This window comes from Kitasatospora sp. NPDC088742 (assembly GCF_055584905.1).
In genome coordinates this window covers 15,026-30,369 of sequence record NZ_JBVJLD010000037.1, presented here as the reverse complement: position 1 = coordinate 30,369, position 15,344 = coordinate 15,026, and the positions used below count along the sequence as shown (strand labels likewise).

The 15,344-nt window shown below is 70.1% G+C and carries 15 protein-coding genes, 1 tRNA gene and 1 other RNA gene; 10 read left to right on the top strand and 7 right to left on the bottom strand.

The window, feature by feature from the left end:
* Window positions 1-207: 207 nt before the first annotated feature.
* A complete protein-coding gene (locus ACZ6ZR_RS25885) occupies window positions 208-1,545 on the bottom strand; it encodes a hypothetical protein (RefSeq protein WP_465646110.1) in 1,338 nt (445 codons plus the stop codon).
* A gap of 10 nt (window positions 1,546-1,555) precedes the next feature.
* Window positions 1,556-2,314, bottom strand: coding sequence for a hypothetical protein (locus tag ACZ6ZR_RS25880; RefSeq protein WP_465646108.1), 759 nt, complete (start codon window positions 2,312-2,314; stop codon window positions 1,556-1,558).
* A gap of 28 nt (window positions 2,315-2,342) precedes the next feature.
* On the opposite strand from ACZ6ZR_RS25880, the gene ACZ6ZR_RS25875 reads away from it, so the two are divergent.
* Window positions 2,343-3,206: a glycosyltransferase family 2 protein gene (locus ACZ6ZR_RS25875; RefSeq protein ID WP_465646107.1), complete on the top strand. Its 864-nt coding sequence runs from the start codon at window positions 2,343-2,345 to the stop codon at window positions 3,204-3,206.
* Here ACZ6ZR_RS25875 and ACZ6ZR_RS25870 read toward each other — a convergent pair.
* Genes ACZ6ZR_RS25870 through ACZ6ZR_RS25855 form a run of 4 tightly spaced genes read right to left on the bottom strand, consistent with a single transcriptional unit; the run spans window position 3,203 to window position 4,845 of the window.
* Window positions 3,203-4,210, bottom strand: coding sequence for an NAD-dependent epimerase/dehydratase family protein (locus ACZ6ZR_RS25870; RefSeq protein WP_465646105.1), 1,008 nt, complete (start codon window positions 4,208-4,210; stop codon window positions 3,203-3,205). The genes ACZ6ZR_RS25875 and ACZ6ZR_RS25870 overlap by 4 nt on opposite strands.
* A 52-nt stretch (window positions 4,211-4,262) precedes the next feature.
* Entirely contained in the window at window positions 4,263-4,466 is a 204-nt protein-coding gene (locus ACZ6ZR_RS25865; RefSeq protein WP_465646103.1) for a hypothetical protein, read from the bottom strand.
* Window positions 4,463-4,612: a hypothetical protein gene (locus tag ACZ6ZR_RS25860; protein WP_465646101.1), complete on the bottom strand. Its 150-nt coding sequence runs from the start codon at window positions 4,610-4,612 to the stop codon at window positions 4,463-4,465. The genes ACZ6ZR_RS25865 and ACZ6ZR_RS25860 overlap by 4 nt, the downstream gene beginning before the upstream one ends.
* Window positions 4,609-4,845 (bottom strand): hypothetical protein, encoded by a 237-nt coding sequence (locus ACZ6ZR_RS25855; protein WP_465646099.1) that lies wholly within the window; start codon window positions 4,843-4,845, stop codon window positions 4,609-4,611. Before ACZ6ZR_RS25855 ends, ACZ6ZR_RS25860 begins: the two co-directional genes overlap by 4 nt.
* A gap of 218 nt (window positions 4,846-5,063) precedes the next feature.
* On the opposite strand from ACZ6ZR_RS25855, the gene ACZ6ZR_RS25850 reads away from it, so the two are divergent.
* Together ACZ6ZR_RS25850 and ACZ6ZR_RS25845 are read left to right on the top strand one after the other, a co-directional pair.
* Complete coding sequence (locus ACZ6ZR_RS25850) at window positions 5,064-6,446, top strand: Tat pathway signal protein (RefSeq protein ID WP_465646097.1); 1,383 nt, start codon at window positions 5,064-5,066, stop codon at window positions 6,444-6,446.
* A gap of 13 nt (window positions 6,447-6,459) precedes the next feature.
* Window positions 6,460-6,951 carry a TrmO family methyltransferase domain-containing protein gene (locus tag ACZ6ZR_RS25845; protein ID WP_465646095.1) on the top strand — a complete coding sequence of 164 codons (492 nt, stop codon included), beginning with the start codon at window positions 6,460-6,462 and terminating at the stop codon, window positions 6,949-6,951.
* Window positions 6,952-8,238: 1,287 nt separating this feature from the next.
* Here the strand turns inward: ACZ6ZR_RS25845 and ACZ6ZR_RS25840 are convergent.
* Window positions 8,239-8,323, bottom strand: a tRNA-Ser gene (locus tag ACZ6ZR_RS25840).
* A 132-nt stretch (window positions 8,324-8,455) separates the two neighbouring features.
* Here ACZ6ZR_RS25840 and ffs point away from each other — a divergent pair.
* The 7 genes from ffs to ACZ6ZR_RS25805 all read left to right on the top strand — a co-directional run bounded on the left by ffs (window position 8,456) and on the right by ACZ6ZR_RS25805 (window position 15,313).
* Window positions 8,456-8,546: signal recognition particle sRNA small type (gene ffs, locus ACZ6ZR_RS25835), an RNA gene on the top strand.
* A gap of 50 nt (window positions 8,547-8,596) precedes the next feature.
* A complete protein-coding gene (locus ACZ6ZR_RS25830; RefSeq protein ID WP_465646093.1) occupies window positions 8,597-10,837 on the top strand; it encodes a DNA polymerase III subunit gamma and tau in 2,241 nt (746 codons plus the stop codon).
* 89 nt (window positions 10,838-10,926) lie between these two features.
* Window positions 10,927-11,265: a YbaB/EbfC family nucleoid-associated protein gene (locus ACZ6ZR_RS25825; protein WP_465646092.1), complete on the top strand. Its 339-nt coding sequence runs from the start codon at window positions 10,927-10,929 to the stop codon at window positions 11,263-11,265.
* A gap of 154 nt (window positions 11,266-11,419) precedes the next feature.
* Entirely contained in the window at window positions 11,420-12,019 is a 600-nt protein-coding gene (recR, locus tag ACZ6ZR_RS25820; protein ID WP_465646090.1) for a recombination mediator RecR, read from the top strand.
* Window positions 12,012-12,665 carry a DUF5063 domain-containing protein gene (locus ACZ6ZR_RS25815; protein ID WP_465646088.1) on the top strand — a complete coding sequence of 218 codons (654 nt, stop codon included), beginning with the start codon at window positions 12,012-12,014 and terminating at the stop codon, window positions 12,663-12,665. Before recR ends, ACZ6ZR_RS25815 begins: the two co-directional genes overlap by 8 nt.
* Before the next feature lie 303 nt (window positions 12,666-12,968).
* Window positions 12,969-14,249, top strand: coding sequence for an aspartate kinase (locus ACZ6ZR_RS25810; RefSeq protein WP_465646087.1), 1,281 nt, complete (start codon window positions 12,969-12,971; stop codon window positions 14,247-14,249).
* On the top strand, window positions 14,246-15,313 hold the full coding sequence (locus ACZ6ZR_RS25805) for an aspartate-semialdehyde dehydrogenase (protein WP_465646085.1): 1,068 nt from the start codon (window positions 14,246-14,248) through the stop codon (window positions 15,311-15,313). Before ACZ6ZR_RS25810 ends, ACZ6ZR_RS25805 begins: the two co-directional genes overlap by 4 nt.
* The last annotated feature ends 31 nt before the right edge of the window (window positions 15,314-15,344 follow it).

Sequence of the window (15,344 nt, the reverse complement as noted above, 5' to 3'; positions counted from 1 at the left end):
TTGCTGGAGAAGGTCGGTCTGGCCAGAGACTGGTCATCTCCACGACGGTCGCGCCGAACAAATCGGAGTTCAAGCTCCAGCTCCCGCCCGGTGGCCTGCCAGTGCAGCGCCGACCTGCATTTAAGTTCGTGGTGAGCGTGAGTTCGTTCCAGGTCAGCGGGTGCTTGCGAGCCTGGGACAAGCTTTGAGACGTCGCTGTGGCTGGGATCAGTGCGTCGAGGTCTGCCGCAGGTGTCCGGCGGCCTTCCCCGTCTGGTCCCTGCGCATTGCCGTCATGGATAGCTCAGCGAGGCGGGGGAGGAGGATGGCGTCGAGCTGCTCGATCGGGTGCAGCAGGCCGCGTTCGCAGGTCTCTGCCGTCCATACCGTGTGGCTGGCTCGCGGGTAAGCCGTGTTGATGCCGATCTCGCCCTTCGGGATTGTGCCGTTGAAGGGGGTCGGGATGCCCTCGGTGTTCCAGTAGGCCCACGCCTCAAAAGCCTTCGTATGCTCGAAGGCGAGGTAGAGCTGCGGGTACCGGTCGATGATCCGCATCTCGCGGAAGATGAGCTGGCCCAGCAGGCACGGCGCGGTTGCGGCGAGGGCGTCGAAGTCCAAGTCGTGGAAGGTGAAGGATGCTACGTCCTGGGCGGGCGCGAGCGCCACGGTCGCGAACAAGTGTGACAAGCGCTGCCTGGTGAAGCGGGCCACTTCGGACGCCAGGCCGGCATCGATCTGCCCGACGAGTTGGAGGAGGCGTTTATGTCCCGGGTTGAAGCGGGACAGGTCAAAGAGCTGGTCCATGCCTTGGACCGCGGAGAGGGCCAGCCGCTTGTAGAGGCGGTTGTTCATCTCTCCGAGCTGGGCGTACGCCTTGGTCTCGGCGGTTGTGGAGTTGAGCATCAGGTATTCAGAGAGCACCTCGAAGTAGAGGTATCCGAGGAACGGGAAGGCCGGCACGGTGGCGGAGAGCTGGTCGATGAACTTGGCGTCCGGTGTCGGCGTCCCGGCGGCGTTGGCGAGGAGTGTGTCGAGGAAAGGGGCAGCCGCGCGCAGCCGGTTCAGTACGGCTCGGCGGAGCTGGGTGTCTTCGGGCTCGGTGAGGAAGCTGCGGTGTGTGAGGAAGGTGCGCAGGTGGATGGCGCCGAGCCGGAGGTAGTCGATGCCTTTGGGCGGCACGGGGGCGTCGGGGGTGATCTCGAAGACCAGGGTGCGGGTGTGCGTCTTGGTCTCCAGCAGGTAGGTCCCCAGGTTGTGCGGGCGCAGGCCGGCGGGCTCGGGGGTGAGGGGCGCGCAGTAGAGGGCCGCGATCAGGCAACCGGTGGAGGCATAGAGGTGTCCGCTGGCGCGGATCGCGTCCAGGGCCACAGTGGTGTGCATCAGGTGGATGGGGCGTCCCGAGGCCAGCGTCTTGGTCATGGCGTTGCCGCTGAGCAGCCAGCCGTTGGGCGTTTCGTGTGCGAGGTGATGGCGCCAGTCGGCGTCGGTCTCGGCGAGGCCGGACGGGCCGGGTCGCGTGGTGCTGCTGGTGTGGTCGGTGTGGGCGTTGTCCCACTCGCTGTGCATGGACGACCTCCTACTGCTGGGGGGTGAGGATCTGGCTGGCGTGGATGAGTGCCCCGTGGTTTGTCGCGCCGTTGAGCCTTGCCTGTTCGCTTCGGAGAACCAGGTCGAAGGCGACGGGGTGGAGCCATGCGGGGATGACGATGCGCAGGTGGGAGGGGTCCGGCCACCAACGGGCGAGGGGAAGCCGGTAGCGGTCCAGGCAGTCGGCTGCCTTGAGTAGGTCGATCAGGTGGGGCGCCCGTTGGTAGGCGAGGTTCTGCTGCGGCGTGAAGCTCGCGTACGGGAGGTCGTGGAGGCCGATCGCTGCGGTTGCCTCTTCGGCCAGGTGCGGCGGCAGTTCGCGGCCGAGACTCGTGGTCACGGCGTGCTGGTTGCGGGTGAACCAGGACGCTGCTCGTCGGCCGTGCCCGGGATCGTCGCGGTCGTCGCGCCGCCGGCAGTCGTGGACCGCTGCGGCGGCGCACAGGGCGGCGGTGTGGTTGCGGTCGAGTCCGTACTCCTGGGCGAGCAGACCGGCGAGTAGGGAGACGCGGGCGTTGTGCCGGATGCCGTGGATGGAGTCGACGAGCTGGGGCGCGAACCAGGTGACGTCCGGTACCAGCATGAGCGGCGGATGTGGCAGGGTGGGCGGCGCTGCCGAGGCTTCGGGCTGGTTTCTGGCGATCCAAGCGAGTGTGTCCTGGTCCATGACCTGATGGGCTGGAAGGCTCCGGTTCTCGGCGAGTTCTCTGAGCGACGCGGTGCTGTGATCCGGCGTTCGTGAGGTCATCTCTGGTTCCTCGAAGGGAAGAGGTTCGGTGAGCGTCAAGCTGGGTGTGGCGATCCTGACCATGGGCAGGCGGCCGAAGGAGCTGGCCGAGCTGCTGGCCTCGGTGGAGATGCAGACGGTCAAGGCCGCGAAGGTCGTGGTGATCGGCAACGGGTGTGCGTTGCCGGAACTGCCGTCATGGGTTGAGGGCGTGGAGCTGGCGGACAACCTCGGGGTGACTGGCGGGCGGAACGTCGCGCTGGAGCACCTGCGGGACGTGGACGTGGCGGTGGACCTGGACGACGATGGCCTGCTGGTCGCCGACGATGTCCTCGCCCGGATCGTCGCCCTGTACGAGGCCGACCCGCAGCTGGGCATCGTGAGTTTCCGCGTCGCGGACGAGACCGGATTCACCCAGCGGCGCCACGTCCCCCGGCTTAGGGCCGGTGATCCGATGCGCGGTGGAGAGGTGACCGCCTTCCTCGGCGGCGGCCACGCCATGTCCTCGAAGATGTTGGAGCAGGTAGGCGACTGGCCCGACGCCTTCTTCTTCTCCCACGAGGAGACCGACATGGCCTGGCGTGCGCTTGATGCCGGTTGGCGCATCCTGTACGCCCCGGAGCTGCTGCTGCAGCACCCGCGCACCAGCCCGGCCCGGCACTCGTTCTTCTATCGGACGAACGCCCGCAACCGGGTCTACTTGGCACGGCGACACCTCCCAGCCCTGCTGGTGCCGGTCTACCTCGCGGTGTGGGTGGCGCTGACGCTAGCTCGTACGCGTGATGCGGCCGGGCTGAAGGCGTGGTTCGCGGGGTTCGGCGAGGGCTGGCGCACACCGTGCGGCCGGCGCAAGCCGATGCGTTGGCGCACGGTGTGGACCATGACCCGGCTGGGCCGACCGCCGATCATCTAGGCCGCTGCCGCTTGGCGCATCCAGTCAGGGACGGCCTCCGGGGTGGCCTTCAGCCAGGCCACGTAGCGGGCGACTCCCTCCGCCACCGTAATGGCCGGTCGCCAGCCCAGCAGGTCCTCCATCCGCTGGACGGAGGCGTAACCGCCCTCGGGATCGCCGGGCGGCATGGGCGTCTCGACCAGCGGCACGTCCGGGAAGTGGCTGCGGACGAGTTCGGCGATCTGCCGGATCGAAGTACCGCTTCCGGTGCCGATGTTGACGGTCTCGCTGTGCGCGCGGGGTGCGACCAGCGCCAAGAGCGTGCCGGTGGCGATGTCGTCCACGTGGACCATGTCGCGGATCTGGTGGCCGCCGCCGTTGAGGTGGAGAGGCAGGCCGAGCGCGGCCCGCATGGCGAACCAGGCGACCACCCAGGAGTGGCTCCGCTCCTTGACGACCTGCGGTTCGCCGTAGACCGAGAAGTACCGCACCACGGCGTAGGAGATGCCGGCGCCGCCGAGCACGGCGGCGGTCTGGTACTCGCCCCACGCCTTGCTGTTTCCGTACACCGACACCGGCTGGACCGCCGCGCCCTCCACGAACTGTGGGCTGCCATTGCCGTAGACGCTGGCGGATGAGACGAACACCATCCTGCGCACCCGGTCCGAGGCGGCGATGGCGTCCAGGACGCGCTGGGTGCCGGTGATGTTGGTCTCGATGGCGTCCAGCGGTCGGCGGGTGCAGGCTGCCACGTCGGCCAGGGCGGCGGCGTGGATCACGTAGTCGCAGCCGGAGATCACCTTGCGCATCACGTCCGGCTCGGCGATGTCGCCGACGATGAAGTCCGGGGCGGAGGCGTCGATGCCGAACCGCTCGCGGTACACCTCGTGCGGGTAGGCGTCGAGCTTGCATACCGAGATGGGGCGGGCGCCGAGCCGGCGGAGCTGGGACGTGATGCGGCTGCCGATGAGGCCACCGGCACCAGTGACCAGGACGGTCTTTCCTGAGAGCTGTTCGAGGGACAAGGGAGGCTCTTCCTCTCACACGTGGGATGGGCGTGCTGTGGCGACGCGCGGGTCAGCTGTCGCGGTGCTGAGGGCAGCGACAGGCGGGCCAGATGGCCGATGGGTGGTAGGCGTGGGCGCCGGGTTCCGATTCCACGGTGATGACGCCGGAATCGTCGTACCGAGTGCCGTCCTTCGCGATCTTGAACGTCCGGATGTGCAAGCCCTGGTGGCGCTCCTCGGGGAGCTTGAAGCCCGCGGAGTTCTCGGTGCTCACGCCGCCGACTCCCGGTGGCGCTTGCGGCGGCGACGACCGGCAGCGAGCTGACGCAGGACCAGGGCGCGTCGGCGGGCGCGTTCCCGGTTCGGGACGAAGATGACGGTTCGGTCGCCGGCCTGGATTCGGATCTCGGCGCTGTTCACGCGGCGCTCCCGAAGCGGATGCTCCTGGTCAGGTCGCAGAGCCAGAGGCTCTCGCACCGGACGCACAGCCCGTCCTTGCTGCGGTGATCGTCCAGCAGCATGCGGTTGCTGGTCGCGGCGGCGCTCTCCCGCGTCGGAGTCGTGGGGCGGCGCGGGATCGGCCGGTTGGGGTCCACGAGCGTGGAGATGCCGTTGAGGCTCCACGGGTGCGATGTGCGGTCGGCAGTCGTCATCAGCGTCTCCGGGGTCGCGAGTTGGCGGGGCGGCTCTCTCGATGCCGAATGCATGGCTGGAGCCACCGCAGGCCGCAGCTCCGCAGGGGTCCAGGACCCGAATCGGCCCACCCGGCGAGCGGCATGCATTTAGTGAACCGCCTAATCGCTACTGGGAGTACGGTGTTGGGCACGCTATGCGGTTTAAGCGGTTTAACGGCCCGTCAGGGAGGTGCGCTTTGGCGTCGACGAGGGAACCGAACGAGCGGCTGCGGAAGGTCATCGACGAGACGAAACTCTCCGGCGATGCGATCGCGCGCCTGGTCAGGCGGGTGGCTGCCGAGCATGACGAGCTCTTGGAGACCAACAAGTCGAGCATCACGCACTGGAAGAACGGTGGTCAGCCGGCTGGGAACGTCGGTGCTTTCCTGGCCGAGGCGTTGGGCCGCGCGCTCGGCGGACGGGTCGTGACGCTGGAGCAGATCGGCCTGATCGCGCCCGCACCCCAAAAACCCGACTGGGACGCCGATACGCTGAGCGCGCTGGCCGAACTCGGGAGAGCCGACGTGGACGTGGAACGCAGGCGGGCCCTGGGGGTGGCGGTCTACTCGGTGGCCGCACTCTCCCTGCCCGGCGAAGACTGGTGGCAGCGCATGGCCGAGCGGGGCAGTGCGCGCAGCTCTGCCGCAACGCGGCGGGTTGGCCCTGGCGACCTGGCAGCCGTCCGCGACATGACCACCCTGTTCTCGCAGGTCGATCAGCGGCGGGGCGGTGGTCACGCCTGGACGTCCGTGGTGCAGTACCTGGCGACCGACGTCACCGCTTACCTGCGGGGGAAGTTCACGGACGAGCGTGTTCGCCGTGATCTGTTCTCCGCAGCCAGCGAACTCGCCTACCTGGCGGGTTGGATGGCGTTCGATGGTGGCCAGCACGCGACAGCGCAGCGGTACTTCGCCGAGGCGGTGAAACTCGCGGCCGAGGCCGGCGATCCGCCGATGGCCGCTCACGTACTGCGGGCGATGGCGCACCAGGCCATCGACCTCGGCCACCACCAGCAGGCTCTCAACCTCGCCGCAGCCTCCGTCGACGGCGACCGGTACGCACTTGCCTCCCCACGTGAGCGGGCTCTCCTCGGCGTCGTCCACGCCCGGAGCCTGGCCTCCGCTGGCCGCAAGAACGCCGCCGTCAAGGCACTGCTGCGAGCCGAAGACGACCTGTCCGCCGCGAGCGACGACATTGCTGAGCCGGACCGGGTGTTTTTCTTCGGTGAGGCGAGCCTGGCCCACGAGACAGCCTGCGCCCTGCGCGACATAGGAGACCTTGACGGCTCGGTGCGCGAGTTCCACCACAGCGTCCGCACCCGCAAAGCAACGAAGTTCACCCGCACCCACGCGGTGACGCTGGGATATCTCGGCTCCGTGTACGCACAGATGAACAACATCGACCGGGCCTGCGGCACTTGGTCGCAGGCGCTCGACGCCATGGACGGCGTGCGGTCCGGCCGCACCCGCCAGGCCGCCGCCGACATGCGTACCCTGCTCTCCCCCTACCGGCGGCGCGGTACCGCGGCGATCAGCGAGATCGATGCGCGTGCTGCCGCGTACCTGTCCGAAACAGCCTGATGAGGAGTCACTGATGGCAGACCGTGAGACGTTCGAGGTCGAGGCCCTCGGCCACGTGGTCGGCGGGCGGATCGAACCAACAGACGACTTCTGGGGCGGCACCCGGGCGATCATCCGGCTGGACGGATCCCGCTTCACTGCCGATGCGACCAAGGGGCTTGAGGACTTCTCGCACCTGGAGATCGTCTTCCGTTTCCACCTAACCGACCCGACCGACCTGAACCTCGGAGCCCGCCGGCCTCGGGACAACCCAGAGTGGCCGGAGGTCGGGATCTTCGGGCACCGCAACATGCGGCGCCTGAACTGGCTCGGGGTCTCCCGCTGCCGCCTGATCAAGGTCGATGGCCTGGACCTCCACGTCGAGGACCTCGACGCTGTCGACGGCACGCCGGTCCTGGACGTGAAGCCGTGGTTCGGTGAGATGGGACCTCGCGGAGAGCAGCACCAGGCCGAGTGGACCACCGTCATGCTCCGCGACTACTTCGCGCCCGTAGCCAATGACTGACGGCAGACCGTAATTGTCAGATCGCGAGCATCAGTGGCTCCATGCCCCCCGCTGCCGCTGGTTCTGGACTTGCTCTCGCACCCCTGGGCGAGGGCAAGTGCGGCGGCGGGCCATAGGACCGTCCAATGCGACACCTTGCTCCGCCAGGAGCGGGGCCGGGGTAAGGAGTCCTTACCCCACAACTTGCTCCGGCTTCCGGTGGTCTGATCAGGATTCGGATCACGGTGATCTCTTGTTGCTGGGTCCATCTGGTCACAGCGGGCAGTGGCTTGGAGTCTCCTCGAAGACGGGGCGTTCACCGTGGGGCGTACACGCGAGCCCCCTTCTAAAGGGGGGCTCGCGCGTGAACGCTGGGTCGCGTGGACGGCGTGTACGCCTCCGTGATCGCTCTACCTGCGGTTTCTTTGCTCCGCGTGGACGGTGTGAACGGCTTTCGCCGGGCCCTTCGCGGGAGGGGTGCGTGTACGGTCCCGTGAACGATCCGCGCCTGGTTGTCGGTGCCCGGTTGGGCTGGTGATCCGCTCACTGACCGGCCGACCGCTGGCCCTGGCGGGTGCCGCCCGTTGGTCGTTCGACGGGCCGGTCAGCAAGTCGGCGGGCTGCTGGCTGCGTGGCACTCCGGTGGCCCACACGCCGGCGATGAAGCCGCCCACGACACGCCATGAGGAGAGAGCGGCCGAGGCGCCGTGGAGGAGAGCAGGGAGGAAGAGGAGCGCGACAGCTGCGAGGGTCTGGATGGCACGTCGCTTCGTCTGCCGTTCCGCGTACAGCTCGGCGGTGTGCAGGCGGACCAGTGCCCCTTTGAGCTGTTTCGCCATCAGAGGTCGCTGACCATCCGGCACTGAGAGGAGCGCTTGCTCGGTTGGGTCCTCTTCTAGACGCTGCGAGATTCTACTGCGCAGGCGCGCTCTGGCGGCTGTCTGGATGCGGGCCTGAACCCGCTGCTGTACTCGTGCGGAAGTCGAGACGGCGGTCACCGGGTCAGGCTACGAGGGGCGGCGGCTCGCTGACCCGGAAACGTCGTAGTCCGCAGCCGCAATGGCTTGGTCAGCGGCTGCAGGCCTCGGGCGGCGCGGCTTCGTAGGGCGGCAGTCCGCGCTGCGCGTCTGGGAGCGGCACGGCGGCAGAGTGTCGGGCAAGCTCTCTTGGAACCCAGGTCTGTCGGTGCCTCGGGTTGTGTCCGCCGCAGACGATCTGGAGCTACTGCAACCAAAACTGCAACCACGCAACGACGAGGGCCCCGACCGCTGAGCGGTCGGGGCCCTCGTCTGCCCTTGCGGGCGGAGGCGGAGGATACGAGATTCGAACTCGTGAGGGTTTTATCCCAACACGCTTTCCAAGCGTGCGCCCTAGGCCTCTAGGCGAATCCTCCGTGGGAGAGCTTAGTACATGTTCGGGGGTGCTCGCGACCAACCATCTGCAGGTGGTCGGGGGTGGGTGCCTGGGGATGGGTGGGCGGGTGGGGTGGTGCGGCTGGGGTCCGGGATCCGCTACTGTGGGGACCAGCCCCTCGTGTGGCGTCATCTCTCTGAACTCCCCCAGGGCCGGAAGGCAGCAAGGGTAGGAGGGCTCTGGCGGGTGCACGAGGGGTCCTTGCGTTTTCGGGAGCGGCCCGGCTGTCCGTCTGGCCCGATATCGTCGGGGTGTGTCCCTAGCCCTGTACCGCCGCTACCGTCCCGAGACTTTCGCCGAGGTCATCGGGCAGGAGCACGTGACCGCTCCGCTCCAGCAGGCCCTGCGCAACAATAGGGTCAACCACGCGTACCTGTTCAGCGGGCCGCGAGGCTGTGGCAAGACGACGAGCGCCCGCATCCTGGCCCGCTGCCTCAACTGCGAGCAGGGCCCGACCCCGACGCCCTGCGGCGAGTGCCAGTCCTGCCGGGACCTGGCGACCGGCGGGCCGGGCTCGATCGACGTGATCGAGATCGACGCGGCCTCGCACGGTGGTGTGGACGACGCGCGCGAGCTGCGTGAGCGGGCGTTCTTCGCGCCGGTGCACAGCCGGTACAAGATCTTCATCCTGGACGAGGCGCACATGGTGACCTCGGCCGGGTTCAACGCGCTGCTCAAGGTGGTGGAGGAGCCGCCGGAGCACCTCAAGTTCATCTTCGCCACCACCGAGCCGGAGAAGGTGATCGGGACCATCCGGTCCCGGACGCACCACTACCCCTTCCGGCTGGTGCCGCCCGGCACGCTGCGGGACTACCTGACGGTGGTCTGCGGCCGGGAGGGCATCCAGGTCGAGGACCCGGTGTTCCCGCTGGTGGTGCGGGCCGGCGCGGGCTCGGTCCGTGACTCGATGTCGGTGATGGACCAGCTGCTGGCGGGCGCCACCGAGGGCGGCGTGACGTACCAGATGGCCACCGCGCTGCTCGGGTACACGGACTCGGCGCTGCTGGACGAGGTGGTGGACGCCTTCGCCGCGCACGACGGGGCGACGGTGTTCCAGGTGATCGACCGGGTGGTCGAGGGCGGGAACGACCCGCGCCGCTTCGTCACGGACCTGCTGGAGCGGCTGCGCGACCTGGTGATCCTGGCCACCGTGCCGGACGCGGGGGAGAAGGGCCTGATCGACGCGCCGGCCGACCGGATCGCGATCATGCAGGCCCAGGCCGACCGCTTCGGCCCGGCCGACCTCAGCCGGGCGGCGGACATCGTCAACACGGGGCTGACCGAGATGCGGGGCAACTCGGCGCCCCGGCTGCAGCTGGAGCTGATCTGCGCCCGGGTGATGCTGCCCGGTGCGTACGGGGACGAGCTGTCGCTCCAGGCCCGGCTGGACAAGCTGGAGCGGCGCGCGGCGGCGGGTGGCTTCGCCGGTCCGGTGCAGGCCGGCCAGGGGATGCAGCAGATGCCGCCGGTGCCGCAGCCCGTGCAGCCGGCCCCGGTGGAGATGCCGGTGGCGCCGCCGCAGCCGGTGCAGTCGGCTCCGGTGCAGGAGCAGCAGCCGACGGCGCCTCAGCAGGCCGCTCCGCAGGGCGAGGTGACGCAGGCTCAGCCCGCGCCCGGTGCGTGGCCGATCCCGCGCAGCTTCCCGGCCGGCGGAGGTGCTCCGGCGCCGGCGCCCGCACCCACGCCGGCCCCCCAGGCCGTCCAGCCGGCCCCGCCGGTGGTGCAGCAGCCGCCCGCGGCCGGCCAGCCGTCGGTGGCCGCGCAGCAGGGGGCGGGCCAGGTGCGGCAGCTCTGGCCGCAGATCCTGGAGGCGGTGAAGAACCGCCGCCGGTTCACCTGGATCCTGCTGAGCCAGAACGGGCAGGTGGCCGGGTTCGACGGCAGCACGCTCCAGGTCTCGTTCATCAACGCGGGCGCCCGCGACAGCTTCGTCAGCAGCAACAGCGACGACGTGTTGAAGCAGGCGCTGGCGGACGCGCTCGGTGTGGACTGGCGGGTGGAGTGCATCGTCGACCCGTCGGGCGGGTCGGGCGCCGCGCAGCCGGCCCCGGCGGCTCCGGCCGCCCCGGCCGGTGGTGGTTGGGGAGCGCCGCAGCAGCCGCAGCAGGCGTTCCAGCAGCAGGCCCGCCCGCCGCAGCAGCCGGTCCAGCCGACGCAGCCGCAGCCGCAGCAGGCCGTCCCGCCGGTGGTCCAGCCGCAGCAGCCGGTCCAGCAGCAGCCACAGCAGGCCGCCGCTCCGGTCCAGCAGCAGTCCCCGGCGCCCGCCGCCGTGCAGGCGCCCCCCGCGCAGTCCGCGCCCCCGGCGTCCGCGGCGTCCGCGCCCGCTCCCGAGCCCCCGTACGAGGACTACCCGCCGGACGACTACGACATCGAGGGCGACGCGGTCTACACCGGCCCGCCCACGCACGCGCAGCAGCCGGGTGTGGACACCACGGAGCTGATCGTCCGTGAGCTCGGGGCGACGGTGCTGGAGGAGATCCGGCACAACCGCTGAGGACGCCCGGCGGGAGGGGCCGGGCACGTAGGCTCGGCCCGAAGCGTTGGACCGAGCAAGAACGACCCGAGATCTCACAGGAGTGACCCGTGTTCCCTGGTGGTGGCCAGCCCAACATGCAGCAGCTGCTCAAGCAGGCGCAGAAGATGCAGGAGGAGCTGGGCAAGGCGCAGCGCGAGCTGGCCGAGACGCACGTCTCGGGTTCGGCGGGCGGCGGTCTGGTCGAGGCGACGGTGACGGGCGCCGGTGAGCTGGTGGCGCTGACCATCGCCCCGGCCGCGGTGGACCCGGAGGACACGGAGACGCTGGCCGACCTGGTGCTGGCCGCCGTGCGGGACGCCAACGCCTCGGCGCAGAAGATGCAGGCCGAGCGGATGGGCCCGCTGGCCCAGGGCCTCGGCGGCGGTCTGCCCGGCCTCGGTCTCTGAGGTCCTGCGCAGGCTTCCGCGGCGCCGGTTCGAACGAGCTGCGGGGATTTATCGTGAGTCGGGCGTCGGACGGTGTGTCCGGCGCCCGATTCGTTGGATGATGGCACCGGAGCCGGCGGCATGATCGCCGGCCGGGCCGAAGAGAGGCGCGACGTTGTACGAGGGCGTTGTTCAGGACCTGATCGACGAACTGGGCAGGCTGCCCGGCGTCGGGCCCAAGAGCGCGCAGCGGATCGCCTTCCACGTGCTCCAGGCCGACCCGGTGGACGTCCGGCGGCTGGCGCACACGCTGCTGGAGGTCAAGGAGCGGGTCCGGTTCTGCGTGACCTGCGGGAACGTCGCCGAGGCCGAGCAGTGCCGGGTCTGTCTGGACCAGCGGCGTGACCTCACGGTGATCTGCGTGGTGGAGGAGCCCAAGGACGTGGTGGCGATCGAGCGCACCCGCGAGTTCCGGGGCCGCTACCACGTGCTGGGCGGGGCGATCAGCCCGATCGAGGGCGTCGGCCCGGAGGACCTGCGGATCCGGGAGCTGATGACCAGGCTCGCGGACGGCACCGTCACCGAGCTGATCCTGGCCACCGACCCCAACCTGGAGGGGGAGGCGACCGCCACCTACCTGGCCCGGCTCTGCAAGCCGATGGGCCTGAAGGTGACCCGGCTGGCCAGCGGCCTGCCGGTCGGTGGGGACTTGGAGTACGCCGACGAGGTCACCCTCGGACGGGCTTTCGAAGGGAGACGACTTCTCGATGTCTGACCAGACCAGCGGCACCCAGACCGCTCACGGCGCCGACGAGCCCGACGACTTCGCGGTGCAGATCGCGGACTCGGTCGAGAGCTTCGTGCTGGCCGTGACCGAGGTCGCCCGCGGCGACGAACCGGGCAGCGCGGTCTCGCTGCTCCTGCTGGAGGTGTCGCAGCTGCTGCTGGCCGGCGGCCGCCTCGGCGCGATCGAGGACGTGCTGCCGGAGGACCGGTTCGAGCCGGACGCCGGGCCGGAGCCGGACGGCATCGAGCTGCGGGAGAGGCTGGCCGAGCTGCTGGCCCCGATCGACGTCTACCACGAGGTCTTCGACCCGTACGGGCCGCCGGAGAAGCCGAACGCGTTCCGGATCTCGGACGACCTGGCGGGCGTGGTCAGCGAGCTGCGGCACGGGCTGACGCACTACCAGGAGGGCCGGATCAGCGAGGCGCTCTGGTGGTGGCAGTTCTCCTACCTGTCGAGCTGGGGCTCGACCTGCAGCGCGGTGCTGCGGGCGCTCCAGTCGCTGATCGCGCACGTCCGGCTGGACAGTCCGATCGGCGCGGTGCCGGACGGTGCGGACACCGACGACGACGGTCTGACGGACGAACAGCTGGAGAAGCAGGCGGGCGACTTGATGGCCGCCGAGCTCGGTCTGTAGGCGGTCCGCGGCCGGTGGGCGGCACGCCCGGGCGGTGGATGTGACGCACCAGTCACCCGCGCCGTCCGGGCGGGAAAACCGGGGCCGCGCGGTCCCCGTCCCGGCAAATCTCCGGGCCAGCCGGGCCGGGCCCGCAGACTCGCCGGTACGCCCTGACCGGACAGCGAGATCACCGTCTCATCATATGGAATCCGCCGGTCGGGCCCGGCTCGCTCGCTAGACTGACGCCCGACCGCAGAACCCCCGCTCAACGGGGGTGCGGGGGACACCACCCCCCGAAACGACACTAGTCGAGGAGCGCACGTGGGCCTTGTCGTGCAGAAGTACGGCGGCTCATCCGTTGCGGATGCCGAGGGCATCAAGCGCGTCGCCCGCCGGATCGTAGACGCCAAGAAGGCCGGCCATGAGGTCGTCGTCGTGGTGTCCGCCATGGGTGACACGACGGACGAGCTCATCGAACTCGCGGAGCAGGTCTCCCCGATCCCCTCCGGGCGCGAGTTCGACATGCTGCTGACCGCCGGTGAGCGGATCTCGATGGCCCTGCTGGCCATGGCGATCCGCGCGCTGGGCCACGAGGCCCAGTCCTTCACGGGCAGTCAGGCCGGCATCATCACGGACTCCGTGCACAACAAGGCGCGCATCATCGACGTGACGCCGGGCCGGATCCGCAGCGCGCTGGACGACGGCAACATCGTCATCGTGGCCGGCTTCCAGGGCGTCTCCCAGGCCAGCAAGGACATCACCACGCTGGGCCGGGGCGGCTCGGACACCACCGCGGTGGCGCTGGCCGCCGCGCTGAGCGCCGAGGTCTGCGAGATCTACACCGACGTGGACGGCGTCTTCACCGCCGACCCGCGCGTGGTGAAGAAGGCCCGCAAGATCGACTGGATCGGCTTCGAGGACATGCTGGAGCTGGCCTCGTCCGGCTCCAAGGTGCTGCTTGACCGCTGTGTGGAGTACGCGCGGCGCTACAACATCCCGATTCACGTACGCTCGTCCTTCTCCGGCCTGCCGGGGACCATTGTCAGCAGCACCAACCCGACCAAGCCCGAAGGGGGCGAGATGGAGCAGGCGATCATCTCCGGAGTCGCCCACGACACGTCCGAGGCCAAGGTCACGGTCGTCGGCGTGCCCGACAAGCCGGGCGAGGCCGCCCGGATCTTCCGCGCCATCGCGGATGCCGAGGTCAACATCGACATGGTGGTGCAGAACGTCTCCGCCGCGTCCACCGGCCTCACCGACATCTCCTTCACCTGCCCGAAGACCGAGGGCCAGAAGGCCATCGACGCGCTCGGCCGGGTCAAGGAGGGCATCGGCTTCGAGTCGCTCCGCTACGACGACGCGATCGGCAAGATCTCGCTGGTCGGCGCGGGCATGCGCTCCAACCCCGGGGTCACCGCGACCTTCTTCGAGGCGCTCTCCGAGGCCGGCGTGAACATCGAGCTGATCTCCACCTCGGAGATCCGCATCTCGGTGGTCACCCGGGCCGACGACGTCAACGAGGCCGTCCGCGCCGTGCACAGCGCCTTCGGCCTGGACAGCAACGGCGACGAGGCGGTCGTCTACGGCGGCACCGGCCGATGACCTCCGCGGGGAGGAGGCCGAACCTCGCGGTGGTCGGCGCCACCGGCCTGGTCGGCGGGGTGCTGCTCGGCCTCCTCTCCGTACGGCAGGACGTCTGGGGCGAGGTCCGGCTGCTGGCCTCCTCCCGTTCCGCGGGCCGGAAGCTGACGGTCCGTGGGACCGGGACCGAGGTGGGCGAGCTCACCGAGGAGGCCCTGGCCGGGATCGACGTGGCCGTGTTCGCGGTGCCCGGGGAGGTGGCCGCCCGCTGGGCACCGATCGCCGCCGCGAAGGGCGTGGTGGTGGTCGACGGTTCGGTCGTCTTCCGGCAGGACCCGGACGTCCCGCTGGTGGTGCCCGAGGTGAACGCCCCGGCCGCGATGATCCGCCCGCGCGGCATCCTGGCCGTCCCCGGCTGCGCCACCCTCACCATGATCGGCGCGTTGGCCGCGCTGCACTCCGAGTACGCGCTGCGCGAGCTGGTGGTGGCCTCGTACCAGGCCGCCTCCGGCGCCGGACGGGCCGGAATGGCCACCCTGCGCGGGCAGTTGGGCGAGATCGCCGGCACCGGCGTGGGCGAGCTGACCGGCGACCTGCGGGCTGTGGTCAGCGACCACGGCCCCTTCCCCGCGCCACTGGCGATGAACGCGGTGCCCTGGGTCGGCACACCGGCCGACGGCGGCTGGTCCACCGAGGAGGTCCGGCTGCGCGACGAGCCCCGCAAGGTGCTCGGCCTGCCCGGCCTCAAGGTCTCCGCCACCTGCGTCCGGATCCCGGTGCTCACCACCCACTCGCTGGCCGTGCACGCGGTCTTCGAACGCGAGGTCACCCGCGAGGCGGCGCAGGAGATCCTCCAGGGGGCGCCCGGCGTGGTGCTCTACGACGATCCGGCGGCGGGCGAGTTCCCCACCCCGAACGACGCCGTCGGCACCGACCCGGTCTGGGCGGGCCGGGTCCGGCGGGCGCTGGACGACCCCAACGCGCTCGACCTCTTCCTCTGCGGCGACAACCTGCGCAAGGGCGCCGCGCTCAACCTGGTGCAGACCGCCGAGCTGGTCGCCGCCGAGTTCGCCGCCCTGGGCTGAGCTGCGGCGGGCCCCGGCGGGTGCCCGGAGT